The organism is Mesorhizobium sp. M2A.F.Ca.ET.043.05.1.1, from assembly GCF_003952445.1.
Lineage (GTDB): Bacteria > Pseudomonadota > Alphaproteobacteria > Rhizobiales > Rhizobiaceae > Mesorhizobium.
The window spans coordinates 3,659,358-3,685,651 of record NZ_CP034446.1 but is presented as its reverse complement, the minus strand read 5'-3'; the positions used below and the strand labels follow the sequence as shown (position 1 = coordinate 3,685,651).

22 protein-coding genes are annotated in these 26,294 nt (G+C 64.0%); 11 read left to right on the top strand and 11 right to left on the bottom strand.

Going from position 1 to position 26,294, the window contains the following annotated elements; translation table 11 throughout:
- Positions 1-7 precede the first annotated feature (7 nt).
- Positions 8-1,573, top strand: a complete 1,566-nt coding sequence (gene guaA / locus EJ069_RS18055; protein ID WP_126062458.1) for a glutamine-hydrolyzing GMP synthase — start codon at positions 8-10, stop codon at positions 1,571-1,573.
- Between the two features lie 118 nt (positions 1,574-1,691).
- Here guaA and EJ069_RS18050 read toward each other — a convergent pair whose 3' ends face one another.
- The 3 genes from EJ069_RS18050 to EJ069_RS33775 form a co-directional block, all read right to left on the bottom strand.
- A complete protein-coding gene (locus EJ069_RS18050; RefSeq protein WP_126062457.1) occupies positions 1,692-2,582 on the bottom strand; it encodes an alpha/beta hydrolase in 891 nt (296 codons plus the stop codon).
- Between the two features lie 68 nt (positions 2,583-2,650).
- Positions 2,651-4,372: an acetolactate synthase catalytic subunit gene (locus tag EJ069_RS18045; RefSeq protein WP_126062456.1), complete on the bottom strand. Its 1,722-nt coding sequence runs from the start codon at positions 4,370-4,372 to the stop codon at positions 2,651-2,653.
- 466 nt (positions 4,373-4,838) lie between these two features.
- Positions 4,839-4,973 carry a hypothetical protein gene (locus EJ069_RS33775; protein WP_281059988.1) on the bottom strand — a complete coding sequence of 45 codons (135 nt, stop codon included), beginning with the start codon at positions 4,971-4,973 and terminating at the stop codon, positions 4,839-4,841.
- A 318-nt stretch (positions 4,974-5,291) separates the two neighbouring features.
- Between EJ069_RS33775 and EJ069_RS18040 the strand changes: the two genes are divergently transcribed.
- Positions 5,292-6,194 (top strand): AraC family transcriptional regulator, encoded by a 903-nt coding sequence (locus EJ069_RS18040; protein ID WP_126062455.1) that lies wholly within the window; start codon positions 5,292-5,294, stop codon positions 6,192-6,194.
- A gap of 150 nt (positions 6,195-6,344) precedes the next feature.
- Positions 6,345-7,250 carry an AraC family transcriptional regulator gene (locus EJ069_RS18035; RefSeq protein WP_126062454.1) on the top strand — a complete coding sequence of 302 codons (906 nt, stop codon included), beginning with the start codon at positions 6,345-6,347 and terminating at the stop codon, positions 7,248-7,250.
- Between the two features lie 15 nt (positions 7,251-7,265).
- On the opposite strand, the gene EJ069_RS18030 is transcribed toward EJ069_RS18035, so the two are convergent.
- Positions 7,266-8,174: an AraC family transcriptional regulator gene (locus EJ069_RS18030; RefSeq protein ID WP_245456162.1), complete on the bottom strand. Its 909-nt coding sequence runs from the start codon at positions 8,172-8,174 to the stop codon at positions 7,266-7,268.
- Positions 8,175-8,248: 74 nt separating this feature from the next.
- Here EJ069_RS18030 and EJ069_RS18025 point away from each other — a divergent pair, with 74 nt between their 5' ends.
- Entirely contained in the window at positions 8,249-9,307 is a 1,059-nt protein-coding gene (locus EJ069_RS18025) for an AraC family transcriptional regulator (RefSeq protein ID WP_245456160.1), read from the top strand.
- Between the two features lie 209 nt (positions 9,308-9,516).
- On the opposite strand, the gene EJ069_RS18020 is transcribed toward EJ069_RS18025, so the two are convergent.
- On the bottom strand, positions 9,517-9,729 hold the full coding sequence (locus EJ069_RS18020; RefSeq protein WP_126062453.1) for a hypothetical protein: 213 nt from the start codon (positions 9,727-9,729) through the stop codon (positions 9,517-9,519).
- Between the two features lie 171 nt (positions 9,730-9,900).
- On the opposite strand from EJ069_RS18020, the gene EJ069_RS18015 reads away from it, so the two are divergent.
- The 3 genes from EJ069_RS18015 (at position 9,901) to EJ069_RS18005 (ending at position 12,421) form a co-directional block, all read left to right on the top strand.
- Positions 9,901-10,878, top strand: a complete 978-nt coding sequence (locus tag EJ069_RS18015; RefSeq protein ID WP_126062452.1) for an alpha/beta hydrolase — start codon at positions 9,901-9,903, stop codon at positions 10,876-10,878.
- 112 nt (positions 10,879-10,990) lie between these two features.
- Complete coding sequence (locus EJ069_RS18010) at positions 10,991-11,707, top strand: YoaK family protein (protein ID WP_126062451.1); 717 nt, start codon at positions 10,991-10,993, stop codon at positions 11,705-11,707.
- Between the two features lie 198 nt (positions 11,708-11,905).
- A complete protein-coding gene (locus tag EJ069_RS18005; protein WP_126064782.1) occupies positions 11,906-12,421 on the top strand; it encodes a DNA starvation/stationary phase protection protein in 516 nt (171 codons plus the stop codon).
- A gap of 11 nt (positions 12,422-12,432) precedes the next feature.
- Here the strand turns inward: EJ069_RS18005 and EJ069_RS18000 are convergent, their stop codons facing one another.
- Positions 12,433-13,989: a VOC family protein gene (locus EJ069_RS18000; RefSeq protein WP_126062450.1), complete on the bottom strand. Its 1,557-nt coding sequence runs from the start codon at positions 13,987-13,989 to the stop codon at positions 12,433-12,435.
- 211 nt (positions 13,990-14,200) lie between these two features.
- On the opposite strand from EJ069_RS18000, the gene EJ069_RS17995 reads away from it, so the two are divergent.
- From EJ069_RS17995 to EJ069_RS17975, 4 genes are all read left to right on the top strand, one after another.
- Positions 14,201-14,476: a XapX domain-containing protein gene (locus EJ069_RS17995; protein WP_126062449.1), complete on the top strand. Its 276-nt coding sequence runs from the start codon at positions 14,201-14,203 to the stop codon at positions 14,474-14,476.
- A gap of 98 nt (positions 14,477-14,574) precedes the next feature.
- Positions 14,575-16,452, top strand: a complete 1,878-nt coding sequence (locus EJ069_RS17990; protein WP_189475867.1) for an amidohydrolase — start codon at positions 14,575-14,577, stop codon at positions 16,450-16,452.
- A 161-nt stretch (positions 16,453-16,613) separates the two neighbouring features.
- Entirely contained in the window at positions 16,614-17,042 is a 429-nt protein-coding gene (locus EJ069_RS17985) for a DoxX family protein (protein ID WP_126062447.1), read from the top strand.
- 226 nt (positions 17,043-17,268) lie between these two features.
- A complete protein-coding gene (locus EJ069_RS17975) occupies positions 17,269-18,471 on the top strand; it encodes an MFS transporter (RefSeq protein ID WP_210211301.1) in 1,203 nt (400 codons plus the stop codon).
- A 401-nt stretch (positions 18,472-18,872) separates the two neighbouring features.
- Here the strand turns inward: EJ069_RS17975 and EJ069_RS17965 are convergent, their stop codons facing one another.
- The 5 genes from EJ069_RS17965 to EJ069_RS17945 are packed head-to-tail and all read right to left on the bottom strand — an operon-like array spanning position 18,873 to position 26,288.
- Entirely contained in the window at positions 18,873-20,378 is a 1,506-nt protein-coding gene (locus EJ069_RS17965) for an aldehyde dehydrogenase family protein (protein ID WP_126062446.1), read from the bottom strand.
- A gap of 16 nt (positions 20,379-20,394) precedes the next feature.
- Positions 20,395-20,898: a (2Fe-2S)-binding protein gene (locus EJ069_RS17960; protein WP_126062445.1), complete on the bottom strand. Its 504-nt coding sequence runs from the start codon at positions 20,896-20,898 to the stop codon at positions 20,395-20,397.
- Positions 20,895-24,035 (bottom strand): molybdopterin cofactor-binding domain-containing protein, encoded by a 3,141-nt coding sequence (locus EJ069_RS17955; RefSeq protein ID WP_126062444.1) that lies wholly within the window; start codon positions 24,033-24,035, stop codon positions 20,895-20,897. The genes EJ069_RS17960 and EJ069_RS17955 overlap by 4 nt, the downstream gene beginning before the upstream one ends.
- Positions 24,036-24,037: 2 nt before the next feature.
- Positions 24,038-24,901, bottom strand: a complete 864-nt coding sequence (locus EJ069_RS17950) for an aromatic ring-hydroxylating dioxygenase subunit alpha (protein ID WP_126062443.1) — start codon at positions 24,899-24,901, stop codon at positions 24,038-24,040.
- 13 nt (positions 24,902-24,914) lie between these two features.
- Positions 24,915-26,288 (bottom strand): amidohydrolase, encoded by a 1,374-nt coding sequence (locus EJ069_RS17945; protein WP_126062442.1) that lies wholly within the window; start codon positions 26,286-26,288, stop codon positions 24,915-24,917.
- Between the last annotated feature and the right edge of the window lie 6 nt (positions 26,289-26,294).

Genomic DNA, 26,294 nt, shown 5'->3' with positions numbered 1-26,294 from the left:
GCTCGCCATGACGACGACAGCCAATAACTCCGACACCGTACTGATTGTCGATTTCGGCAGCCAGTTCACGCAGCTCATCGCCCGCCGCGTCCGCGAGGCCGGCGTCTTTTCCGAGATCGTGCCGTTCCAATCGGCCGAAGCGGCCTTCAAGCGCATCAATCCCAAAGCGGTGATCCTGTCGGGCGGTCCGGCCTCGACCACCGACATCGGCAGCCCGCGCGCGCCGCAGATCGTCTTCGACGCCGGCGTGCCGGTGCTCGGCATCTGCTACGGCCAGATGGCGCTCTGCGTGCAGATGGGCGGCGTCGCCGAAAGCTCCAACCATCGCGAGTTCGGCCGCGCCTTCGTCGAGATCGAGAAGGAGAGCCCGCTGTTCGAGGGCCTCTGGGCGCCTGGCCAGCGCCACCAGGTGTGGATGAGCCATGGCGACCGGGTCATCGAATTGCCGCCGGGCTTCAAGGTGCTCGGCAAGTCGGAAAGCTCGCCCTTCGCCATCTTCGGCGATATCGAGCGCAAGATGTACGGCATCATGTTCCATCCCGAAGTGGTGCATACGCCGGACGGCGCGAGGCTCTTGAGAAACTTCGTCCACAACATCGCCGGCATCGAGGGCGACTGGACGATGCGCGCCTATCGCGAGCACGCGGTCGAAACGATCCGCAAGCAGGTCGGCAAGGGCAAGGTGATCTGCGCGCTTTCGGGCGGCGTAGACTCCTCGGTCGCCGCGCTTCTGATCCACGAGGCGGTCGGCGACCAGCTGACCTGCATCCTCGTCGACCACGGCCTGATGCGCAAGGATGAGGCGCAAAGCGTGGTGGAGATGTTCCGCCAGCACTACAACCTGCCGCTGATCCTGGTCGATGCGTCCGACCGCTTCATCTCGGCGCTGGAAGGCGAGGCCGATCCGGAGAAGAAGCGCAAGACCATCGGTCGGCTGTTCATCGAGGTGTTCGAGGAAGAGGCGAAGAAGCTCGGCGGCGCCGATTTCCTGGCGCAGGGCACGCTTTATCCCGATGTCATCGAAAGCGTTTCCTTCTCAGGCGGCCCGTCGGTGACGATCAAGTCGCACCACAATGTCGGCGGCCTGCCTGAGCGCATGAACATGAAGCTGGTCGAGCCGCTGCGCGAACTGTTCAAGGACGAGGTGAGGGCGCTGGGCAAGGAGCTTGGCCTGCCCGACAGCTTCATCGGCCGCCATCCCTTCCCAGGCCCGGGGCTTGCCATTCGCTGCCCGGGCGGCATCACGCGCGAGAAGCTGGAGATCCTGCGCGAGGCCGACGCCATCTATCTCGACGAGATCCGCAAGGCCGGCCTCTACGACGCCATCTGGCAGGCTTTCGCCGTGCTTCTGCCGGTACAGACCGTCGGCGTCATGGGCGACGGCCGCACCTACGAGTTCGTCTGCGCGCTGCGCGCCGTGACCTCCGTCGACGGCATGACGGCCGACTTCTACCACTACGACATGAACTTCCTCGGCGCCGCCGCCACCCGCATCATCAATGAGGTCAAGGGCATCAACCGCGTCGTCTACGACGTGACATCCAAGCCGCCAGGCACCATCGAGTGGGAGTGAGGGAGAGTACCCTGGCGTGGCGCGGGATAGGAGAGGGTACCAAAGGGAATTGCGGGTTTGCGATAGATCTCGATACATACGATGGGTGCCGGTCAATCGACGACACAGGGCCGTCGGATTATCTCGAGACTTCTAGGATTGCATCGGCGAACGCTTGCGGCGCCTCGCGTGGCACAAAGTGACCAATGCCAGGAAGAAGTCGCCGTTCATAGCCGCCGCTGAAGTAGCGTTCCTTGTGCTCCGAGGTGAATGGCAGGTTATCCCGATCATCTGCGCCCTGCAGCATGATGGTCGGCATGCTGATCACGGGCGGCTCCGCCAGATGGCGCTCTATCTCCTCGTGCTCTGGGGCTCCTTTGGCATCGTGCCACCGCTGCCGATACGCGTGAATGCTGACTTCGGGCCAGTCGGCATTGTCGAGGGAAGCGGTTGTCTCTTCGAATTCAGCGTCTCGGTTTGGCCATGGCGGTGACCAGCTTTCCCACAGATACTGGCAGAGCCGCTTGCGATCCTCGCGGTACGCCTTCTCGCCATGCGCCGTGTTGACGTACCACTCGTACCAGTAAGCGCGCGCCAACTCATAGGGCATCTGGCTCGCCGGAATCGCGGTGGCATAGCCCGCCGCTGCAGCGACAACGCCGACCACCCGTTGCGAAAACAGCGCCGCTACACCATAGGCCGCACGCGCACCCCAATCATAACCTCCGACCACGACGCGGTTGAGGTCGAGGACGTCGAGGAACTGCGCGAGATCGAGCGTGAGGGCGGCGATCGCCCCGCTGCGCATCGTGGTGTCGCGCAAGAACCGCGTTGGGCCGGAGCCGCGCAAGTAAGGCCGATAAATTCGGAAATTTGCGCCGCCCAGTCTCTCGATCACCTTGTCCCAGCAGCGCGCGTCGTCCGGCCAGCCATGGACAAGAACGAGCGGCCGGCCGTCAGTGGGTCCCGTGACCTCATAGGCGATTTCCAGTTCGGTCGTGCGGCAGGTGCGGAGGGCCTGTTGGGGCATGGTTTACGCTCCTTCGGGCTGCTTGACGGGCCTGAGCCATCTCATCGTAAGCGACACGTCCATCTCGTCTAAGGCACCGGCTCTTGGATAACCCGCCCATTCTCAAGATGGTCGAGCGTCCCGTCATAAATCGATATCGGCGGATGGCCGCCGGGATCGGTCAGCACGTCGATCAGCGCCACCGTGGAGGACTTTGCCGCTCGATCGAAAGCGGTGTCGAGGTCGCGTGCGCGCTCCACAGTCTCGCCATGGCCGCCGCAGGCGCGTGCGATTGCCGCATGGTCGACCTGGCCAAGGTGTCCGGAGCTGGTGTAGCGGCCGAACTTCGCCGTCTCGGCATCCTTCTGATAGCCAAGCACGCGATTGTTGAGCACGACCACCGTTACCTTGATGCCGGCCCGCACCGCGGTTTCCAGCTCCGCCCAGGCATGCGCAAAACCGCCATCACCGACCACAACGATCACCTCTGCATCGGGGCGCGCCAGCTTGGCGCCGAGGGCGAGCGGGAAGCCCCATCCGAGGCCGGCCAGACCCCGTGGCGAGATGATGCGTGTTGTGGCATGGCCGGTGCGAAGCTGGCCTGCAATCCAATTCGACGAATAGCTGGCATCCCCTGCGACGACGGTTTTCGGAGACAAGCGCTTTTGGATCGCCGCGAGAACGCGCTCGGCGCGGATTGGCTCGGCGTCGGACATCAGAGGCGCGCGTTCCCGCTCGAACATCGCCCAGGCATCGGCGATGCGGCGTTCGATCGCGCGCAGATCCCGGTTGTGGCTGCCCAGCGCGCCTGTGAGCGCATCGAGCGTGGCGCGAGCGTCGCCGAGGAGGCACGTCGCTTCGTAGTTGCGGCCAATCTCTTGCGGGTCGATGTCGATATGGATCACGCCTGCCGTGTCTGGGATCAGCGACCATCGGTCGGTTCCGTCCTCGTTGCTCCGGTTGCCGACGAGCAGAACCAGATCGGCATCCTGTACGATGCATTTGGTGTGGTGGCCGAGCCCGCCAGGACCGGTGAGATTTCCTATCGCACCCATGGCGAGCGGATGCGTCTCGGAAATGGCGCCTTTGCCCATATTGGTTGTCGCGGAAGGCGCAGCGGCCTTCTCGGCGAAGCGCAGCAACGCCTCGCATGCGCCCGAGCCATGCACGCCGCCGCCCGCGATGACGACCGGCAGGCGTGCGCGGTCGACGAGCCGCGCCGCTGTGCGGATCGCTGTGTCATCGGGGCGTGGCCGGTCGACCGGCCATGTGCCGAGCTGCATTTCACGGTGCCCCGGCTTTCTGGCTTCAGTCTTGTGCAAATCAACTGGCAGCATCAGCACGGCCGGGCCCGGCTTGCCACTGGCAGCAGCGATGAACGCTCGATCGAGATGATCTTCGACGCCGTCGGCGCTTTCGAGAAGATGGAACCACTTGGTTACCGGGGCGAACAGCGCCTTGTGGTCATATTCCTGGAAGGCATTCCTGCCGATGTGAGAGCGATCCACCTCCTGCATGATTGCGATGATCGGGCTGCCAGCTTTTGTCGCCTCGGCGAGCGGCGCGACCGCCAATGCTGCAGCGGGGCCGTTCTGGCAGATGAACACCGGCACACGTCCGGAAATGCGCGCAAAGCCATCAGCGATGGCCCCACCCATGTTTTCCTGGCGATAGGTGATGTTGCGGATTCCACGATCCTCGCAGGCAAGAACCAGCGCGGTCGGCACGCTCTGGCTCAGGATGAACCCCACGCCGTGCCGAACCAACCCGTCGGCGACGACATCGACGACCGTGCGATGCGCGTTGGACATGCCGTCAACTCCTTCCGGTGAGCGTGCCGATGTCGTCGGCCCTGAGAAAGCCTCTGACAGCCCCGACGGTCTTTACATTGTCCGCCGTCGGTTGGAATTCGGCCGACCGTCGGGATTGCCTCAAGGTGAAACGGCGGGTGCCTCACTGCCTTTCATCGGTGTCCGACAGGACACAATCGAACGGGCGCGGGCCCGTGCCGAACCAACACCTGTGAAACAAATCATGCGCCAGTGTGTTCCGACGGCATGAAGAGTTTTTGAAAACGTCGAGACTTCAGGATTGCATTATGTCGGACAATAATTTCCGCCTGCGCTGGGATTCCGCCGCACCAGCCTCATTGCGTGCGCGCATTCTGGATTGGCGAGGCCATCCGCAGAGATAGCGGTTTTCAGTGGTGAACGCCGCCCCTCATCTTTCAGCGGCAATCAGGGACGGGAAGAGAGTTACTCCCCCGTCCTGCATGAATTATTTGTTGGCGCCGCCCAGCGCCCTGAGCTTCTCGCAGAACACGGCGTAAGGCTTGCTCATCGCCGCGTCCTGGCATTCCCTCATCATATTGTCTTGGTAGTTCTTGGGCATGCCAGCCCAAACCTTCTTCATTTCATCGACTCGATCAGCAAAAACCTCGCTGACTTTCTTCGATCCCCTGTCATCAGGATTCGGCCGCTGTCAGGCCGCCGGTCGATGCTTACATGACCGGCGCATGGCGGATTCGACAAAGCGAGAGCATCTCGTACAAGATTGACCTGTCGTGCCGCGTATAATGGGGTGTTTGCATGCTGGATGAGCCGATAGGTCAGCTTACTTGTGGATCTTGGACCGGCCGGGCGTTGGCTTCCGTGGGAGGCAGCGCCACCGTGCCGATGAGACAGCGTCCATGGAGCCAGGAAGCGCGCAATCGCAGGTGAGGAGAAAGATGTGCATCAGGATGCGTCGATGGATGCTCAAGTTGGCCGCCATTTCGGAGTTTCGACCGCTCCGTTCATGTCCATACGGCCGCTTCGCAACGAGTGCTTCTCAGTGACGCATCTCTGCTGTCCGGTGGGCGCCGACAATTCTCTGGCGATCCATCTCCCGGCCCAGCCCGCGTATTTCATGTTGCTTTACATGCGCGATGCCGAGCATTGCGATATCATGGCCGGCGGCATGGAGACTGTGGTGCGACGCTACAGGAAAGCTTCCGTGTGCCTCGTCGACTTGCATGAGGGCGCTTCAATTCGGCTCCATAGCGACCTCGACGCACTCGCCTTTCACCTGCCGTACGGGCTCTTCAGTGAGGTCGCCAGCATTCCCCATGCCCCGGAAGCCGCACCCCTGCGCTGCCTCCGGGGTTCAGGGGAGCGAATCATTTGGAACATCGGCTGCGCCTTGCTGCCGCTGTTCGAACGGCAGGGCAACTCGGTCGACGACATGCTGCGTCCGATCGCCATCGCCGTCTGCATCCACCTCATGCAGCATTACGAGAGAAAGGTGCTGGACAGTGACGAGGCGCCGCTCACGGTTTGGCAGGAGAAGGATGCCAAGGAGTTCATGACCGACCATTTGAGGAAGAGCGTAACGATTGCGGAGGTCGCAGCGAAGGTCGGGATGCTGGCTTCCGACTTCGTCGAAGCTTTCAGCGCCACGGTCGGCATCGCGCCCGAGCAATGGCTGGCCCTGCTCCGGGTGGATCAGGCCAAGGACTATCTCCGCGACCGACGGCTTACGATGGCCGAGATCGCCGCGCGATGCGGCTTTGCCGACGAGTTGCAATTCAACGATACGTTTCTCAAACAGACGGGGATGACGCCGGGCGATTGGCGAAGGGGCTTGTATCACTGATCCGGAAGGGGTTTGCGCCCTGGCCCGGGCTTGTTGGAAGGACATTGCGATGAGGTCATTTCTCGGTCGGTCTTCACGGTATCGGTTCGTGACGCCAAAAGCTGCGGACGATAGAATTGCACCGCCCGGGGCTTTCGAGGACTTGGTCTGATGTCATCGGCTTCCCCAGAGAAGCTTGCTGACGGACAGCCTTCGGCAGCACCGACGGTGCCGTCGCTGACAGTCGGCGACGTCGAGATCGCACGCACCTTCGATGATGCCGGCAATCTCGACAGGATGGAGCCCGTTTCCAGCGGCGAGGCATTCAACGTAACTGTGCAACTGAGAGACCTTGAGCGGCAAAAGGTCTGGCGCGACGGCAAACTTCTTTTTGATGGCGGACGCCGGAGCGGCGACCTCATGATCAACGACCTGCGCTACCAGTGGCAGTGTCAGTATCTTTCGCCCTTCGACAAAGTTCGCTTCCGGGTTCCCTTCTCTTCACTGCATTCTTTCGCGGAAGACGCCGGGCGGCCCGAGTACCGGACCTTGTCCTGTCCACCTGGGACCAACGACGACGTCATGCTGGGGCTCGCACGTGCGCTGATTCCTTCGCTTGAACACCCGCAGGAGGCGCATCCGCTCTTCCTCGAGCAAATCAATCTGGCGATGCTGGCGCATCTGATCCAGAGCTACGGCGGCGTTTATTTTCCATCCCGCAAGAAAGGTGTCCTGGCGCCCTGGCAGGAGAAAAGGTCCACCGAATTTCTGGTCGGCCATGTTAACGCCTCCTTTTCTATCGCCGAGCTCGCGGCAGCTTGCGAGCTCTCACGCAGCTATTTCATCAAGGCCTTCAAACAGAGCTTCGGCCGGACGCCCCATCGCTGGCTGACCGAGTATAGAATCGCCCGAGCCAAGGATTTGCTGCGCCTCGATATGCCTATTGCCGAAATCGCGATCGTCTGCGGCTTCGCGGACCAGAGCCACTTGACGCGTGTTTTCTCTGACCACGTTGGCGTTTCGCCGGGACGCTTCCGTCGAACCTTCGCCGACCTGGATCCGGGCGAAAAGAAATAGACCGTCGGATGCCGGTCAACCGCCGATCTGCCTACGCCAACCGGCTGGCGTCATGCCGATAAGCCGGCGGAAAACACGCGTCATGTGACTCTGGTCCGCGAAGCCACAAGCGATCGAGATCTCTGCGAGAGAAGCGCCGGACTTTCGCATTCGATCCTTGACCTTCTCGATGTTACGCTTCTGCAGCCAGCGATGAGGCGTCATGCCCGTGGTGCGCTTGAAGGATCGTGTGAAATAACTGACCGAGAGGCCGCACGCACCTGCGAGCTCCACCAGTGTAACATTGCCGTTCGAGTGGGCGTCGACGAGCTCCATGGCACGACGTAGCTGCCACGGGGCGAGCACGCCGCTGTGGTGAAGCCTCGAAGCGTCGGCCTCACCGTATTCGATCGCCATATGCGATGTGAGAGCAAGTCCCATGTGGTCGAGGAACAGGCGGCTCGTTTGTGCCGGCTGCTCGAAGGCCGGGATCAAAGCATGCGCGAGGCCGCGGACGACCGGATCGTCTGTGTCGGCGCCGGGCGCCACGTTGAGGGCTTCGATCTGCCCCGAACCTAAATCCTCCTGCAAGGCATCGAGCGCCGGGCGTGGGATATAGAGGTTGATACAATCGAAGGCGGTCTGCAGGTCTGCCTCCGTCTCACGCTTGTGGTCATAGAGTGTAAAGTTGCCCGCACGGCCGATTGGAAAATCAATCCATCTTCCGTCGATCCACAACTGGCCGCGGTAATCGCGGAGTTGAACCGAGATCATGAAGGCATCTTCAATGACCGCCTGCCGCACATAACCGTGACCGGGGCTGCCTCTCGTCAAGCGAGTCGCCGTCACGGTTCCTTTGTCGAGAACAGACGACTCGATGGTCTTCGCGCTCTTCACGCGGAGATAGTCCATGTTGCGGTTGGACGGCGGAGGGTCCTTCGACACGCTCGCTCCTTGGCGCTGGAGCACAGGGCACGGCAACAGTATCCCAGCAACGAGACTTTTCGACAATACAGGCGTTGCGCGTTCCGACAGGGTTCGAATCTGCCGAGATCGATTTCGATGCATTCGTGAAGCGGCAAACATTCATGCGATCGACGGTGCAAGAGGCCGGGCCGCGTTCGAGCGTTGGCCGAAAGATGGAGCTGTGGCTCGACATGCCAGAAACGCACAACCAGTCTCCAAACGAGCGGCATGCGCGCGGTGCGCTGGACGGTCTCGGCTGCCCGTTGTCAAAGCTGCAGAGTGATCGCCAGATCGTCGGCGACTTCATGACTTTCTACCAGAAGACATCGGACTCGGCTGCGATCGGTCGGGTGGAGACGCCGGCGACGAACAGGGGTTTCCTGATCGGGCTTTCGGGAACGGGCGGTCACAGGCGCACGGTTTTCAAGGGAAACAGCGCGACCGATCACGATTTCGGTGAGAACAGCGTCTATGTTCGCGACTTCTCCGAGCACTACAAGGCCGACCTGCGCGGATCTTTCGACTTCGTGCTGCTGGAAGTGACAAACGCCGCGCTCGCGCGCATCGCGGACCGGGAAGGCGAATCGAGCCGGGTCGACCTCTCGCGTGGGGTGCATGACGCGGATCCCGTTCTTGCAGGCCTGCTCGGAGCGCTCTTCTCGACGAGCCCGCAACCGAGCAAACCAAGTGCCTTGTTCATCGATCAGATGTCAGTCGCCATCGGGACCCATATCCTGCAGAGATACGGCGCCGGCGAGCCTGCGCCGCCCGGTCGACGATATGCGCTGTCCTCGCGGCGCGTTGCCACGGTCGTCGAAATGATCGACAGCCGACTGAACGGCAATATCTCGATCGACAATCTGGCTTCAGCGTGCGGTCTCTCGTCGGCGGTCTTCACAAGCGCCTTCCGCGAAACCACCGGCAAGACCCCGCATCAGTGGTTGATGAAAAGACGGGTCGAAAAATCCCGCGGACTGCTTCTCAACTCGAACCTGTCGCTTGTGGAGATCGCCCGGAGCTGCGGCTTCACCGATCAGAGCCATTTCACCCGCATCTTCGCCCGCGAAACGGGCACGCCTCCGGGCGCGTGGCGGCGAAACCAGCGGTACTAAAGCATGTCTCCCGAAAGTGGGAACCGGTTTCGGGATAAAGACCTGCGTAACACCGAAGACCCTGAAGCGCATGGAGCGAATCCGAAGGATCGCGACGCGCTTTAAGCAGACACGCCAACATCCGGCGGTCGCTCATCAAGCTCCTCAATGCCGCGACATCATCAAAGAGATGATGACTTCATCCGGTGCCGCCTTCGCAGTCAGCGCAGTCATTTCGAATTCGCGATGCCGGCGCTCGTCATTTCGCGAATATTTCGCAGGGCCGCGGCGATCTTGCCGGCCGCCTCAGCGGTACCCGCCACCTCAATCGCGCTCCGCTTCTGGACGATGCCAGCCGGAATAGGCGGGCAGTTGGCGATGAACGGTCCCTTTTTCGCGCATCCTTCGGTCTGCGCAGCAAGCTTCGCCCTGTTCGCAATCAACGACCTGCTGACGCGTCACACGGCCCTCGGCCCAGCGCGGCCGATATTCCAGTTGTCTTTGTTCAAAACGCGATCGGGTTGGACAAGCCAGTCCGGAGCTCATCTGAGAGGATCGTCGGGACCGGCGAGAATACCGCTTGGACCCAGCCGCTCGGCAAATAGGAATTTGAGATGACAAACCTCGATGCACTCCATCTTTCGCGCCGGCAAGCCCTTGTAGCGGGCGCGACCGTTTCGCTCGCGCTGGCCGTGCCGGCCTTCGCGATGAAAAAATCGTCCTCCAACCAGAGCAAAGGAACTCATGCCATGACCCATAGCTTCGTCACGACCAAGGACGGCGTCGATATCTTCTACAAGGACTGGGGTCCCAAAGACGCCCAGCCGATCATGTTCCACCATGGCTGGCCGCTGTCGTCGGACGACTGGGATGCCCAGATGCTGTTCTTCGTCAACCATGGTTTTCGCGTGATCGCTCATGACCGTCGCGGCCATGGGCGTTCCTCCCAGGTCTCCGGTGGCCACGATATGGACCACTATGCCGCCGACGCCTCGGCCGTGGTCGAGTCTCTCGACCTGAGGAATGCCGTTCACATCGGCCATTCCACCGGCGGCGGTGAGGTGGCGCGCTATGTCGCCAAGTTCGGCGAGCCGCAAGGTCGCGTCGCCAAGGCTGTCCTCGTCAGCGCCGTGCCGCCGCTCATGCTGAAGACGGAATCCAATCCGGGCGGGCTTCCTCTCGAGGTCCTCGACGGAGTCCGCGCCGGCGTCGCCTCCAACCGGGCCCAGTTCTTCCTGGATTTCCCCACCGGCCCGTTTTATGGCTTCAACCGGCCGAACGCGAAGGTCTACCCAGGCGTTATCCAGAACTGGTGGCTTCAGGGCATGATGGGCAGTGCCAAGGCCCATTACGACGGCATCAAGGCGTTCTCGGAGACGGATCAGACCGAGGACCTCAAGCGGATCACGGTCCCGACGCTCGTCATGCACGGCGACGACGACCAGGTGGTGCCGATCGACGATTCGGCCAAGCTCTCCGTGAAGCTTCTGAAGAACGGCACGCTCAAGATCTACGAAGGGTATCCGCACGGTATGCTGACCGTCCACGCGGATGTCATCAACCCCGACCTGCTGGCCTTCATCAAGGGCTGACCTGAGGGCAGTTCGCGCACAGAGGCGTGGCGGAATTCGTTTCGCCACGCCGCGTCCTGCCGGCAATGGAGATCCGGCGGTAGGCCGGCGCCGATCTTCGAGGAGATGAACATTGCCGAGGTTGCCCCTTCCCATCCTGCTGAGCTTCAACGGTGGATATGTCGACACTGTTGGCTTCGTTGCGCTTGCCGGGCTGTTCACGGCCCATGTCACCGGCAACTTCGTGACCCTTGGAGCATCGATCGCGCTCGGGACCGGTGGCGCGCTCTCCAAGCTGGTGGCGCTGCCGGTCTTCTGCATGGTCATCATGCTGGTGCGGCTCCTAAGCCAGTGGCTCGAGCGCAGCCGGAAGTCTGTCATGACCGTTCTGCTGTGGTTGAAGCTCGTTCTCTTCGCTATCGCCGCCACCTTTGCCGAGGTCCACGGCCCCTTCGACGACGGCAGCAGCCTCGCGGCGTTCGCCGCTGGCATGATCCTGGTGGCGGCGATGGCGATCCAGAACGCCTTTCACCGTGTTCATTTATCCAAGATGCCGCCCACGACGCTCATGACCGGCACGACGACGCAGATCATGCTTGACCTGGCAGATCTGATCGGCGGCCTGGCGCAGGGCGACCTCAAGCCGGTCAAGGAAAGGCTAAAGCGGATGAGCGCCAGCGTCTTGGCCTTCGCGCTTGGTTGTGCTGCTGCGGCCGTTGCGTTCCTGCTGTCGCGCACCTGGTGCTTTGCCGTTCCAGTCGCGTTGGGCGCCTTAAGTCTCTTCGCATCCGTCCGTCCACCTGAAAAGGCAAGCATCGAGGCGCCTTTGGACAGCGCCCACACCGAATGACGAGACGAATTTGACAAGACGGAATGAGCCGTGGACGGGCAGCGCCCCCGAGCCAGTGAGGAGCGCCCGGTCCGTGCGGAGGTCAGCATGACGACGACGCTTCGCGCGAGGGCTTTGATAGGATCTTCGCCAACAACGACCATTGAACCCAATCGGTTCGAGCGGCGCCAACTCAATGCAACCGAGGAGTATTCAACCATGGAAGACAGCCCCAAATCGCGCATGAGCGCGGCATTGCACACCCGATCAGGTCTTTCCAACGAGGCGGTACACGAGATCTCGACCGCGGCCACGGTCCTGCTGGCCGACATATTCGCGCTTTACATCAAGACCAAGAACTTCCACTGGCACATGTCAGGACCGCATTTCCGCGATTACCACCTGCTTCTCGATGACCAAGCCGATCAGATTCTGGCCGTGACCGATCCGCTGGCCGAGCGGGTGCGCAAGCTCGGTGGCACCACCATCCGCTCGACCGGTGATATCGCGCGCCGCCAGCGGTTCCTGGACAACGATGCCGACTTCGTCCAGCCGCACGAGGCGCTGGCGGAGCTGCGCGAGGACAATGGCACATTGGTCGCCCGCATGCGCGCCATGCACGATCTTTGCGACGAGCACGGCGACGTTGCGAGCGCGAGCCTGCTCGAGAACTGGATCGACGAAGCCGAGCAGCGGGTCTGGTTCCTGTTCGAGACCCTTCGTACTACAAACTGATAGTGTCGATGTCAGCCATGATCCTCGCCATAGTTCCTGCTGTGCCATTCGCGCGCGACTACCGCGTCCTCCGGCACAAGCTCATGCGCTGCTTCGATGGTGTGCACTCGCAGCGTCGCGCCGGACGCTCCGAACCAATTCGCCAGCCGAGAGCCGTCGCCCAACGGATCGCGCGAGCCGGGGACCATCAGAACGTCAACGTCAGTTAGGTCGGCCGCGGGCAAAGTCTCCAGAACCGGTATTGCCCGCAACAGGATCGCTCGAGAGATGACTCCCGGTTGGAGACCAATCACCGCGGCCGCGAAATTCGCGCCGTTGGAAAAGCCGAGAAAGGTCATGCGTGCGGGCTCGAGCCCGTAACCTGTGATGGCGCCGCCCACGAAGGCGGCGAACGCCTCGGCCTCAGCCTTGATGTCCGCCTGGTCGAAGGTTGTGGCCGTCACCCGGCGGAACCAGCGCGCGCTGCTCTCTTCGTGGCTGCGTCCACGCACGCCGAGCAGTGTGGCGCGCGGCGCCACCCGATGCGCCAACGGCATCAGATCCGCTTCCGTCCCGCCGCTTCCATGCAGCACGACGATTGTGCTGCCGTCCGGATCTTCGGGTGTGAAGAAGCGATGCACAAATGGCAGGTCGCGCCGCGGCAAACGCGGCTCTCCAGGCATGGCGAACTGCGGCAACATGATCTGAAGATCGTCGGCGCGGTCTTTGTCGGTCGGCGGCAGCATTAGGGTCGTCCCCAGGTGCTCCGGTGCTTCGTCGACAGCGAAACCCGGCCCGTCCGTTGCCACTTCCAGCAATGTGCCTCCCGGTTCGCGCACGTAAAGCGACGTGAAATAGCGCCGATCGTGGACATTGGTGGGCGATGAATTGAGCTTCGACAGTTGCGTCCGCAACGCGCTAATGGCCGCCGCGTCCGGAGCACGGAATGCGACGTGGTCGGCTGTACCGGTGCCGGGAACGCCAGGCACATAACCAGAGCCATCGCGGATGTCGACGGCATCGGTGGCAGACAGAAGGCGCGTGATATTGCCCCGGCTGGGACCACGCTGATAACCGAACCTCTCGATGAAAGCAGCGGTCTCTTCCGGGACCTCCGACAGGATCGTCAACGCCCGCAACCGTCGCGGGGCGATTTCCAGGTTGCCCCATGGATGCGACGCTGGAATATCGGAGACGACCAGCTTGACGATGAAGCCGTCCGGATCCTTCAGTCGCAACACGGCTTCGCCGAACTCGTGCGTCGGCCCATCCACCGCAACGCCGTATCGCAGCGCGCGCGTCATCCACTCGCCGAGGCTGGCTGGGGGAATCGCGAAGGCTATTTCAAGAACCTGGCCATTGCCAACGCGCCCTGGCGCGCCGTCTTCCCAGACAAGGAAGGTGACGAGCGAGCCAGGAGAGCCAAGCCTGTCACCGTAAAAAAGATGCAGCTGTTCGGCATCCTCATAACCGCCGGTGCGTTTGACCAGCCGCAATCCAAGGAAGCCAACATAGAAATCGACATTCGCCTGCACATTGCGGGTGATCAAGGTGACATGATGAATGCCACTTGACTGAAGAGCGATCATGTCGACGTCCTCGGATTGTTGATACCGGCGTTGCCGGCGGAAAGCGCGCCCCAGCAGTGGCGGTTGAAAGCGGTTCCGAAATGCCACCGAAATCAGACAAAGCACAGTTCAATTCTACAAGACGCAAGCGCCCACTTTTCGCACCCTTCGGCGACAAAGAGGCCCTCCAACGCGATGGACCGGCCTCTCCATTACGGCACCGGGTGCGCAGATGAAAGTCTACTTACTATCCCTTGGCGCGGGCCTGCTCGTCGGCGTCATCTACGGCCTTATCAACGTTCGTTCACCGGCGCCGCCGGTCGTGGCGCTCGTGGGGCTTCTGGGCATCTTGATTGGTGAGCAGTTGCCGCCGCTGGTGCGGGGTCTGTGGGCCAAGGAGTCGGCCCTGCAGTCCTGGGAGAATCAGGTCAGGCCTCATGTCTTCGGTCACCTGCCGCGCGGCGCCCAGCCGGGGCAGGACGAGATGAAGAAAAGCGAGCGCGCGTAGTGCCGACGCGTCGCGCCGTCCTCGGCGGGCTCGTCCTTCCCGGCCTTGCGCTGTCCGCCTTGGCCCAAGGCCAATCCCAACAACCCGGAGACAAGCCTTTGACAGCAGACGTCATCTTCCACAGCGGCCAGATAACCACGCTCGACCGAAGCAGGCCGTCGGCAAGTGCCGTCGCGATCAAGGATGGCGTGTTCCTCGCGGTTGGTGGCGAGGCGGACGTGATGGTCCATGCCGGTCACAATACTGAAATAGTCGACCTCAAGGCACGCCGGGTGCTTCCGGGACTGATCGACAACCATCTGCATATCATCCGCGGCGGATTGAACTTCAACATGGAACTGCGTTGGGACGGCGTGCGTTCGCTGGCGGATGCCATGGGCATGCTCAAGCGCCAGGTTGCGGTGACGCCGCCGCCGCAATGGGTGCGTGTCGTCGGCGGCTTCACCGAACATCAGTTCGCCGAGAAGCGCCTGCCTACGATCGAGGAACTCAATTCGGTAGCACCCGACACCCCGGTGTTCATTCTGCACCTCTACGAACGAGCCTTGTTGAACGGGGCGGCACTGCGTGCCGTCGGTTACGGCAAGGATACCCCCAACCCGCCCGGCGGTGAGATCACCCGCGACGCCAACGGCAATCCGACCGGCTTGCTGCTTGCCAAGCCCAATGCCGGCATCCTCTATGCGACGCTCGCCAAAGGGCCCAAGCTGCCCTTCGATTACCAGGTCAATTCGACCCGCCACTTCATGCGCGAACTCAACCGACTCGGCGTGACGGGGGCGATTGACGCCGGCGGCGGCTTCCAGAACTATCCGGACGACTACGCCGTTATCCAGAAGCTCGCCGATGACGGTCAATTGACCATCCGCCTCGCCTACAACCTGTTCACGCAGAAGCCGAAGCAGGAGAAGGAGGACTTTCTCAACTGGAGCAGAACCTCCAAATACAAGCAGGGCAACGACTATTTCCGCCACAACGGCGCCGGCGAGATGCTCGTCTTTTCGGCCGCCGATTTCGAGGATTTCCGTGAACCGCGCCCCGACATGCCGCCTGAGATGGAAGGCGACCTCGAGGGCGTCGCTCGCATCCTGGCCGAGAATCGCTGGCCCTGGCGCCTGCACGCGACTTATGACGAGACGATCTCGCGCGCGCTCGACGTTTTCGAGAAGGTCGACCGGGACATTCCCCTCAAGGGGTTGAATTGGTTCTTCGACCACGCCGAGACCATCTCGGAGCGCTCGATCGATCGCATAGCGGCGCTTGGCGGCGGCGTCGCCGTGCAGCATCGCATGGCCTATCAGGGCGAGTATTTCGTCGAGCGCTATGGCGCTCGCGCAGCCGAGGCGACCCCGCCGGTGGCACGGATGCTGGGTAAGGGTGTGAAGACTTCGGCCGGCACCGACGCCACCCGCGTCGCCTCCTACAATCCCTGGGTCTCGCTCTCCTGGCTGGTCACTGGCCGCACCGTCGGCGGCCTCCGCATGACCCCGCAGCGCAATTGCCTCGATCGCGAGACCGCGCTCAGGATGATGACGGAGAAGGTGACCTGGTTTTCCAACGAGGAGGGGAAGAAGGGCCAGATCGCCGTCGGCCAATTCGCCGACCTGATCGTGCCCGACCGCGACTTCTTCTCGTGTCCGGAGGACGAGATTTCGCACATCACCGCCGATCTGACGGTTGTCGGTGGCAAGATTGTCTATGGCACTGGGGACTTCGCAAGCCTTAACGAAAGCGCGCCCCCTTCGGCCATGCCCGACTGGTCGCCGGTCAGGACCTTCAAGGGCTATGCGGCCTGGGGTGAACCGGAGGGTGCCGGCAAGCACTCCTTGCGGCGGGCAGCCATGACCAACTGCGGCTGCGTCAACTCCTGCGGCGTCCATGGCCATGACCATGCGCGGGCCTGGTCGAGCAGGCTGCCGGTCTCCGATCTCAAGAACTTCTGGGGCGCCCTAGGCTGCGCCTGCTGGGCGGTGTGATGCGCGACATCAGCCTTCCTGCGGACCGCCTTCTGCTCGTCGTGCTCTTCGCCGTCAGCGGTCATCGCCTGAAAATGCCAAACGCGGGGGTCAAGAAGATGCGTGGTTGCGAGAGCCAGCGCGGGCCAATCGGCCTTTTACGAAATGGGAGACCATGAACGATGTCGATATCGGATTCCGCGACCGTGCCTGCAAGCCAGGCTCCAGCACTACGTTGGTTCGCTTTGCTTCTGCTCTGCGCAGCCTACATTCAGGGACCGGTGACCAAGATACTCGATTTCAATGGCGCCATCGGCGAGATGAGCCATTTCGGCCTGTCGCCCGCGCCCGTCTTCGCTGTCTTGGTGATCATCCTCGAACTCGTGACGACCGCGATGATCCTGACCGGCCGCTGGCGGTGGCTCGCCGCACTCTTCCTTGCCGGCTTCACCCTGGTTGCTACGTTCATCGCCCTGCGTTTCTGGGAGTTGCCGCCGGGACAGGAACGGATGATGGCGACGAACGCCTTCTTCGAGCATCTCGGCCTGATCGGCGGCTTCCTCCTGGTCGCGCTAGATGACCTTGTGCGGGTGAAGGGAGCGGCTAGCTGAGCGATGTGCCCTCGAGTTCCGCACCCCTGCAGAAGGTCTTCGCGGCGCGCTGGGCGGCGACGATTGTCGGCAACGTCGGCAGCTTCATGCGCGAGGGTCGCCTGTGCGTGGTTCGTCACGGATCTCTCAGGCGCTCCGGTTGCGGTCGCTATGGTGCAAGCGACCGCAAACTCTTTGCGAACTTCACCCAGGGCTGAACGCAGATCTGCTTAGGAGAGACTGACAAATGCGACAGGAGGTTATCGGTGCCGCAGTTCCGACGGTGCTGCGAGGATCGGCGATCTATGCCATGGCGACCGCCGCGGGCATCGCAGTGGCGAACATCTACTACAATCAGCCGATGCTCGGCCTTATCGAAGAAGCGCTGCCCGGCCGACTGACTGAACTGGTGCCGACCGCAACCCAGCTTGGCTACGCCTGCGGACTTTTTCTGCTCGTGCCGCTCGGCGACATCGTTGAACGGCGGCGATTGATCGTTCTGCAGTTCGGCTTTCTCGCCATAGCGCTCGTGCTGGCCGCAATGGCCCCGAACGCATTGCTCGTCGTCCTCGCGTCTCTCGTGGTGGGGCTCTCGGCCACGGTCGCCCAGCAGATCGTTCCATTGGCCGCGCATCTATCGCCACCGGAGCGCAGAGGGGCTGCCGTCGGTACGGTCCTGGCGGGCATTCTGACGGGCATTCTATTGAGCCGGACGCTCGCCGGTTTTGTAGCGACCCAGGCGGGTTGGCGAGAGATGTTCTGGCTGGGTGCGCCGATGGCGCTCGCCGCAGGTGGGCTGATGTGGCTGATCCTGCCGGCGACACCGCCTGAATCCGACCTCAGCTATGGGAAGCTGCTGCGTTCGATCTTCGGTCTTTGGTGGGAATTTCCAGCCTTGCGGCTCGCGGCCATCACCCAGGCGCTTATCTTCGCGGCGTTCATTGTGTTCTGGACGGTGCTCGCCTTTCGACTTCAAGCGCCTCCTTTCCACCTTGGAGCGGATGTCGCCGGGCTTTTCGGCGTCCTAGGGGCCGTCGGCATCTTCGCCGCGCCGCTGGCCGGTCGCTTCGCCGATGCCCGCGGCCCCGCGCCAATTGTCGCGACGGGCGCCGTCGTGACATTGCTGTCCTGGTTCATCTTCGGTGCCTGGACCTCGCTCACGGGCTTGATTGTCGGTGTACTGCTGCTCGACTTCGCTATGCAGTCGGCCCTGGTCTCGAATCAGCACATCGTCTTCGAACTGCGTCCAGAGGCTCGAGCCAGGCTCAACACCGTCCTCGTCGGCGCGATGTTCCTTGGCGGTGCGCTCGGCTCCGCAGGCGGCACGACGGCCTGGCAACTCGGCGGCTGGACCGGTGTCGTCGGGCTCGGCCTGACATTCGCGCTCCTCGCAACGGCGATGCAGCTTGTGAATATCAACCGCCGCCCGCGTCACGCACGGGGTTCCTGATCGTCGCCGGCGCAAGCGCGGCGCGAAGTGAGCAGCAGATCATGCGTCTCGAAGCCGTTCTCGGCATCGATAGCGTGCTCGCCGGCGGGCCGCGCTCGCGCCGACATTCGATGGCCAGGAGGCCTGGCTGTCTCTTTCGTGCACGAGCCCATGAAACCGCAACAATGATCCGGCCTTGACGGGCTACCGGCGCAGCGAGGTCATCGGTCTGCGTTGAGGCGGAGTCGACATCGAGGGCAGTTGCCTGCGCCTAGCTGACAGCAAGGAGGGAGCATCAGTGCGTCCCATCGGCTGCCAGCCCTCGAATACCTCGAAGGTCACTGCGACGAGGAACAGAGTGCCGAGGACCACGTCTTTCCCGGCCGGGAGTCTGAACCGGTGCTCAGCACAAAAGCACCGCGTCAGACCAGGGCGCACACCGTCTTCGCCTCGAGATAGTTCTCCAGGCCGGGTGCGCCGTTCTCGTAGCCCCAACCAGACTGCTTGTGACCACCCTTGGGCAGCTCCGGCGAGAAGTAGGAGTGGCAGTTGATCCATACGGTGCCGGAACGGATGCGCGCCGACAGACGATGCGCGGTGGAGAGATCGCGCGTCCATAGGCTTGCCGCGAGGCCATAGGGCGAGTCATTGGCAAAGGCGACCGCCTCATCCAGCTCGTCGAACGGCGTCACGGCGACGACGGGTCCGAAAATCTCCTCGCGCATCATGCGCATCTGCGGCCTGACGCTTGTGACCACGGTAGGCTCGAAGAAGGTACCCGTCCGCTTTCCGCCGACAACGATGTCGGCGCCGGCTTGCTCGCCTTCCGCGACATAAGCCGCGACGCGTTCGGCCTGGACCGCGTTGACCAGCGGTCCGAGATCGGTATCGGGATCGAGCCCGTGACCGAGCCTCAGCTTCGCCGCCTCCCTTGCCAGCCCCTCGATCAGCTTTTCGCAGATCGAGCGATGGGCATAGACGCGTGAGCCGGCGACGCAGACCTGGCCGGCATTGGCGAAGATGCCGCGCGCGATGCCGGGGATCGCGAGCTCCATATCGGCATCGGGCATGACGATGGCCGGCGACTTGCCGCCGAGCTCGAGCGTGAGCTTCTTCAGATTGCCGCTTGCGGCAGTGACGATCAGCTTGCCGACCTCGGTCGAGCCGGTGAAGGCGACCTTGTCGACACCCGGATGCGCGGCAAGCGCGGCGCCGACCGTCTCGCCCGGGCCGGTGACGATATTGACGACGCCGGCCGGCAGGCCGGCCTCGATCAGGAGCTCGCCGAGCCTCAGCGCCGTGAGCGAGGTCTCCTCCGCCGGCTTCAACACCACGGTGCAGCCGGTGGCGAGCGCGGGCGCGAGCTTCATCGCCGCCATCAGCAGCGGCGAATTCCACGGCGTGATGGCTGCCACCACCCCGATCGGCTCGCGCGTGGTATAGGCGAAGATCTTCTTGCCCATCGGCTGGTGCGAGATGGAGGTGGGAATGGTCGTGCCCAGGATCTTGGTGGCGAAGCCGGCGAAGTAGCGGAACTGCTCGGCGGCTGCCGGTATTTCGCCGAAGCGCGCGGTCTTCAGCGATTTGCCCTGGTCGAGGGTCTCGAGCTCGGCAAGCTCGTCCGCTTGGCGGTCGATCGCCTCGCCGATTCGCCACAAAAGCTTGCCGCGCGCCGAGGGCGTCATGCCGCGCCAGGCATCGCTCTCGAACGCACAGCGAGCCGCCGCTACGGCCCGGTCGGCATCCTCCGCGGTGCCTTGCGCAAGGTTGGCGAGCAGGCATCCGCTGGCGGGATCGGTGGCCGGCATGGTCGCGCCATCGGAAGCGTCGTACCATCGGCCGCCGATCAGGTGCTGCAGGCGTGGTCGCGCGAGAAAGGCCTTCACGCCTTCGTGCCTGGGATCGCTGTTGCGGATGGCGATGGTCATGGCCTGGATTCCGTTCTCAGCCCTGAGTGGATGGCGGAGCGCTGCGGTCCGCCATTGCCCTGACGGCGGCGAGCGCTCCACGGATGATGGAGTGATAGCCGGTGCAGCGGCAGATGTTGCCTTCGAGCGCCGCGCGGATGGCGGGCTCGTCGGCGTCGAGGTGCTCACGCAGCAGCGCCGTGAGCGCGATCGTGGAGCCCGGCGCGCAGTAGCCGCACTGGAAGGCGTTCTCCTCGGCAAGCGCGCCGCGGACGATGGCCGCCTCGGGCAGGGCGTCGAGACCTTCAGGCGTGAGGATATCCGCGCCGTCGATCTGCCATGCCATCAGCAGGCAGGCATTCACCGGCCGCCCGTCCATCAGGACTGCGCAGGCGCCGCAGCGGCCGATGCCGCACGCCTTCTTGGCTGCCGTCAGCCCCAGCCGCTCTCGCAGCATGTCGATGAGGCGCATGTCCGGCGGGACCTGCATCGCCGTGTCCGCGCCGTTGAGGCGAAAGGCGACGGCAATCGTCTCGGTCATGCCGCCGCTCCCAGCGCGTCGAGCAGCCTTTCGGCATCGAAGGGCACGGCGTGCGGCCAGACGCCGGTCGCGTCGGCAACCGCATTGGCGATCGCCGGCGTGACCGCGCCGATGCCGAGCTCGCCGGCGCCGCGCGGCCCGAACGGGTCGCCTGGGTCGAGGTTCTCGAGCGCGTAGGTTGCGACGGATTCGGGCGCGTCGGCGATGCTGGGCATCATGTAGGTGTCCAGGTTGGCGGTGACGTAGCGGCCGTCCTGCATGGCGGCGTGCTCCGTCAGCGTGAAGCCGACGCCCTGCAGCCCGCCGCCTTCGATCTGGCCGAGATAGGCGGCGAGATCGAGGATCGGCCCGGCGGCTGTATGCTGGCTGAGATCGAGCACGCGCACCTGCCCGGTGATGCGGCTGACGGCCACCCGCGCCAGGGCCACGCCGAAGGCGAAGATCATACGGGCATTGCCCTCGAAATAGTCAGACTTGGGAAACTCGAAGCTCGTTGCCGCGAAAGGCAGTTTCTCGGGATCGAGCCCTTCCGCCAGCGCGGCGAAGCTCAGCAGCAGCTCGCCGCTGTTCGAATGGCGCTCGACGATGCCGCCAGGTGCGATCGCCAGGGTCGCGGGCTCCCGGCCGAGGCGTTCGGCCGCGCGAGCGAGGATGCGCTCGGCCAGCGCCGGAGCCGTCTTCGCCGCGACCTTCCACACGACGAAGGTCCCGCGCGACGCCGTGGTCGAGCCGGATTCCGGGGTCCGGCCCGTATCGCCTGTTACCGGCCTGACGTCGTCGCGGCCGCAACCCAGCGCGGCGGCGACGGCGGACCTGATCGAGGTCAGCAGGCCTTGGCCCATCTCGTCCAAGCCGTAGAGCGCCTCGATTGCGCCGTCGGCAGCGAGCCGCAACGCGCCGCCTCCCGGGTCGGGCGGCAGCGTGCCCAGCCCGTTGCCCTGGTAGTTCATCGCCATGCCTGTGCCGACGATCTCCGAACCATCATCGGATGGGCCGCGAGGCCTTTGCCAGATCGGGTCGGCCGCGGCGGCCTTGAGCATTTCCTCGAGGCGTTCGGACGGCGCGACGACCTGGCCGAGATAGCCGCGCGTGCCGGGCTTGCGCATATTCCTGCGCCGGATCTCGAAGACGTCGAGTCCGCATTCCGCTGCCAGCCGGTCCATCTGGCATTCGACGGCGTAGGCCATTTGGTTGGCGCCGAAGCCGCGGAAGGCGCCGCACACGCCGTTGTTGGTATAGGCGAGCCTGCCCGACGTGCGAACATTCCGAACCACATAGGGCCCGCAGGCGTGTTCGAGCGCAGTTTCCAGGACTGCGGGCCCAAGCGAGGCGTAGGCGCCGGCGTCGGAGATCACATCCACCTGTTGGGCAAGCAGCAAGCCGTCCGCATCGCAGGCCGTGCGCATGCGGATCGTCATCGCGTTGCGCTTGGCGCCGGCAAGGACGGATTCGGCGCGGTCGAGCTGCAGGCGCACCGGCTGGCCGGTCTTCAGCGCAAGCAGGGCCAGCGCCGGCTGCACGGTCAGCTCGTCCTTGCCGCCGAACGCGCCTCCCGTCGGACTGGTCACGACCCGGATCTTCTCCTCCGGCAGGCCGAGGATGCGCGAAAGCTGCTGCCGGTCGCGCAGGCCGTATTGGCCGCCGGCACAGACATTCAGCGTTCCATCCGTATCTACGAAGGCATGGCCGCCTTCGGTCTCCATGAAACCGTGCATCTGGCGCGGCGTTTCGTAGACGGCCTCGACGACGTGGGCGGCGCGGGCAAAACCCTCGGCGATGTCACCGCGTTCGAAGCCGAGGGAGGTTTGCAAATTGCCCGCCGCGTGCACGGGCTCGGCGTCGGCTGAAAGCGCCTGCTCCGGATCGGAGACGACGGGCAGCGGCGCATAGCGCACCCGGATGAGACCGAGCGCGCGCTCGGCGGTCTCGGCATCGACCGCCGCCACCGCTGCGACGGCATCCCCGACATAGCGGACCTTGTCGAAGCAGAGCGCCGGCTGGTCTTGCACGACAATGCCGAAGGCGTTGCTTCCGGCGATGTCGCGATGCGTGACGACTGCCGCGACGCCGGGCAAGGCCTCAGCCGCGCTTGTGTCAATCGAGAGAATCCTCGCGTGGGGAATGCCGGCGCGCAAGATCCGTCCCACCAGCATGCCCGGCTGGCGATGGTCGGTCAGGTATCTCAGCTTGCCCTCGATCTTGGCCGGGCCGTCTGGGCGTATGTGCCAGCGTTCTCCGGCGGTGCAGCGCGTCAGCCGGATTTCGCCGGCCGGCGGCGTGGCGGGGCGGGCAGCCGGAGCGGAGGGCCTGGAGGGTTGCGCGTCAGTTTTGCCGCCACCCAGCCCATGCACGAGGGCGTTGGCAGCAACCTTGCGGCGATAGCGGGCGGAACGGAAAGCATCGTCCGGCGCGACGATCTCGCCCTCGATCGCCGCCCGCAATGCGTTCCAGTCGACGCCGGGAAACGGCTGGCCGACGAGCAGGGCCTCGGCTCCGCCGAGCCGGGCCGGCGTCACGACGCCTCCGCCGACAGCCAGGCGTGCGGCTGCGACACGACCGTCGACGATTTCGATGATCCCGGCGGCGCCGATCACGCTCGGCGTGAAGGCGATGCGAAGACCGATTTTGCGATGCGTCCAGCGGACATGTGCATCGGGAACCGGGACCGTGATCGCTTCGATGATCTCGCCGCCGGGCTCCTGACGCAGCCATTCGGAAAGCGGCAAGGTCCGGCGTCCCGCCACGCAGGAGCTTTCGACACGGGCGTCGAGCGTGAGCAGGGCAGGGAGCAGGCAGCCGGTTCGGCCGGCAACGTTGCCGCCGACCGTCGCCAGATTGCGGACCGCCGGGCCTGCGGTCGCGCGGAGTGCCGCGGCGAGCAATGGCAGCTCTTCGCGCACGGTCGCGTCACGCTCCACAGCGCCCAGCGTCGTGAGTGCGCCGATCCGGAGCCCGTTGCCGGCAGGGACAATCCCCTTCAATCCGCCGATCTGGCCGATGTCGACAAGGCTGCGCGGCTTCGGCAGGCCTTTCGCCCACTCCAACTGGAGCGCGGTTCCGCCGGCGACCAATCTCGCATTGCCGCCCGCCAGGATGGCCAGCGCATCGGCGATCGATGTCGGGCGAAGCACCTGCACGGTCAGTGCGCTCCCGTCGTTCCGAACCGCAGGCCCTTCTCCTTGAGCCAGCGACGATAGGCGACCGAAGAGCCGTCCGCCCGCGTCGGGATCTCCAGGCGCGGTTCGAGCGGCAGCAGGAGGGGACGCTGGTTCTCGACTATGATCCGGTCCTGCAGGAAGATCACCTGCTCGAAATTGAGCAGCGCCGTGTCGGTCGAGGTCGCGTCGACGAGATACATGACCGGCTGCGCGCGGCAGAGATCCTCCTCGATCGGCTGGATGAAGAGCGCGATGGCATCGAGGCGGTCCGGCGCGCTGGGGCAGACGCGGTAGAGCATCACCACGAAGGGGCTTGGCACGCGGTAGGTGAGGTGCACGAAGTCGCCTGAGCTTTCCGTCGCCGCGATGCGCGGCTGGAAGAAGGTGCAGTTGGTGGCCCAGACCTCGTCCACGTCGCGGCGGATCTCGCTCAGATAGCGCGGCACCTCGGTGTGCGGCTCCGATCCGAGTATGTCGGTGTGCACGAAGGGGAAATGCGCCATGTCGAGGAAATTCTCCACGACGCGCAGGCCGGAGGCGCGCATCCTGACCCAGCCGCAGGGCACGAAGCGGCGGTCCGCCTCATGGCTTTCGGCGATGTCGAAAATGTCCTTGTTAGGGCGGCCAAGCGTCGTCCAAATGCAGCCGTAGCGCTCCTGCGCGGGGAGGGCGCGGCTTCTTCCGCCGTCGTGCAAGATTTCACGGATGACCGGCACTCCGGCCTCGTCGCGGCAGAGTTCGATGTCCTGGCCGAGCAGGCGTGTCACGACCGGAGCTTGTCCGAGTTCCGCGGCGGTCGCCACCGCGTACCATTCGTCGAGCGCCGCCCTGTCGGTCGTCTTCATGGCTCCGCTCCGTTCAGTCGGTCCATTGCCGGACGCCGCCGGCATTCTCGGCGAGGAAGGCCGCTCGCCGGGCAAAGAGGCCGGGCGCCACCTTGCGGACTTCGGCGATGATCTCACCCAGATCGGCGGTCTTGATCTCGCCATCCTCGACGACGATCTGGCCGTCGATCATCGTCATTGCCACGTCGCTGCCGCGCACGGCATGGACCAGATTGTGCTGCAGGTTGAAGTAGGGGCCTTCGCCGTAGAGGGGCGTCATGCGCGGCGTGTCGGTGCGGACCGCGATGATGTCGGCGCGTTTGCCGGGCTCGATCGAGCCGATCTCGGCGTCGAGCCCGATCGCCTTTGCCCCGGTGATCGTCGCCATGCGCAGCACCTGCCAACTGTCCATGGCGGCGGCGTCGAGGTCCTTGAGCTTGCCGAGCAGGGAGGCGACCTTCATCTCCTCGAACATGTCGAAATTGTTGTTCTCCTTCTCGCCGTCCGTGCCGATGCCGACCGCAACGCCGGCGGCCAGCATCTCGCCGACCAGCGCGATGCCGCTGGCGAGCTTCATGTTGGAAACGGGGTTGTGCGCGACCGACACGCGGCGCTTCGCGATGAATTCAATCTCGGCGGAATCAAGCCATACGCCGTGCGCGATCATGGCGAGCGGCGTTTCGAAGAAGCCGAGATCGTCGAGCACGTACATCGGCCGCTTGCCGTAGCGTCTCTCGAATTCGGCGAGCTCGATCTGGGCTTCGCTGCAGTGGGTGTGGAAACCGGTGCCGCGCTTCTTCGCCAGCTCCACGGCGCGGCGCTGCCCTGCCTCGTCGGCATAGAAGAGATGCTCGAGACCGACCCATACGTTGACGCGGCCGCCGGCCTTTCGATGCCACGTCTCGATCATCGCCTCGTTCATGTCGAGCGTGTCGAAATAGTTGTAGTCCGGATGCTCGCCGACATAGGGCACGGCGACGAGCCGGTTGCCGATCGCTTCCGCCGCCTTGGCGCTGCCCTCCATGAAGCGCCACATATCGACGACCGTGGTCGTGCCGCCGAGCACGGATTCGGCGTAGCACAGCCACGACGCGGCTTCTGCCTCGTGCGGCTGCAGCACCCTGTGCATCGGGTTGATGTGCAGCGTCAGCCAATCCCAGACCGGCAGGTGCTCGGCGGTGCCGCGCAGGAAACCTGAATGCGCGTGCGCGTTGACGATGCCCGGCATCAGCACGCTGTCGGTGATTTTTTTCACCGGCGCCGACGGGTTGTCGGCCGCGATCTCCCGCAGCTTGCCGACCGCGGCGATGCGGCCGTCCTCGATCAGCACGGCGCCGTCGGCGATGACGCTGTTGGTCGCGTCCATGGTGAGCAGATGGTCGCCTGCAAGGATCATGCTTTCACTCACTACGTT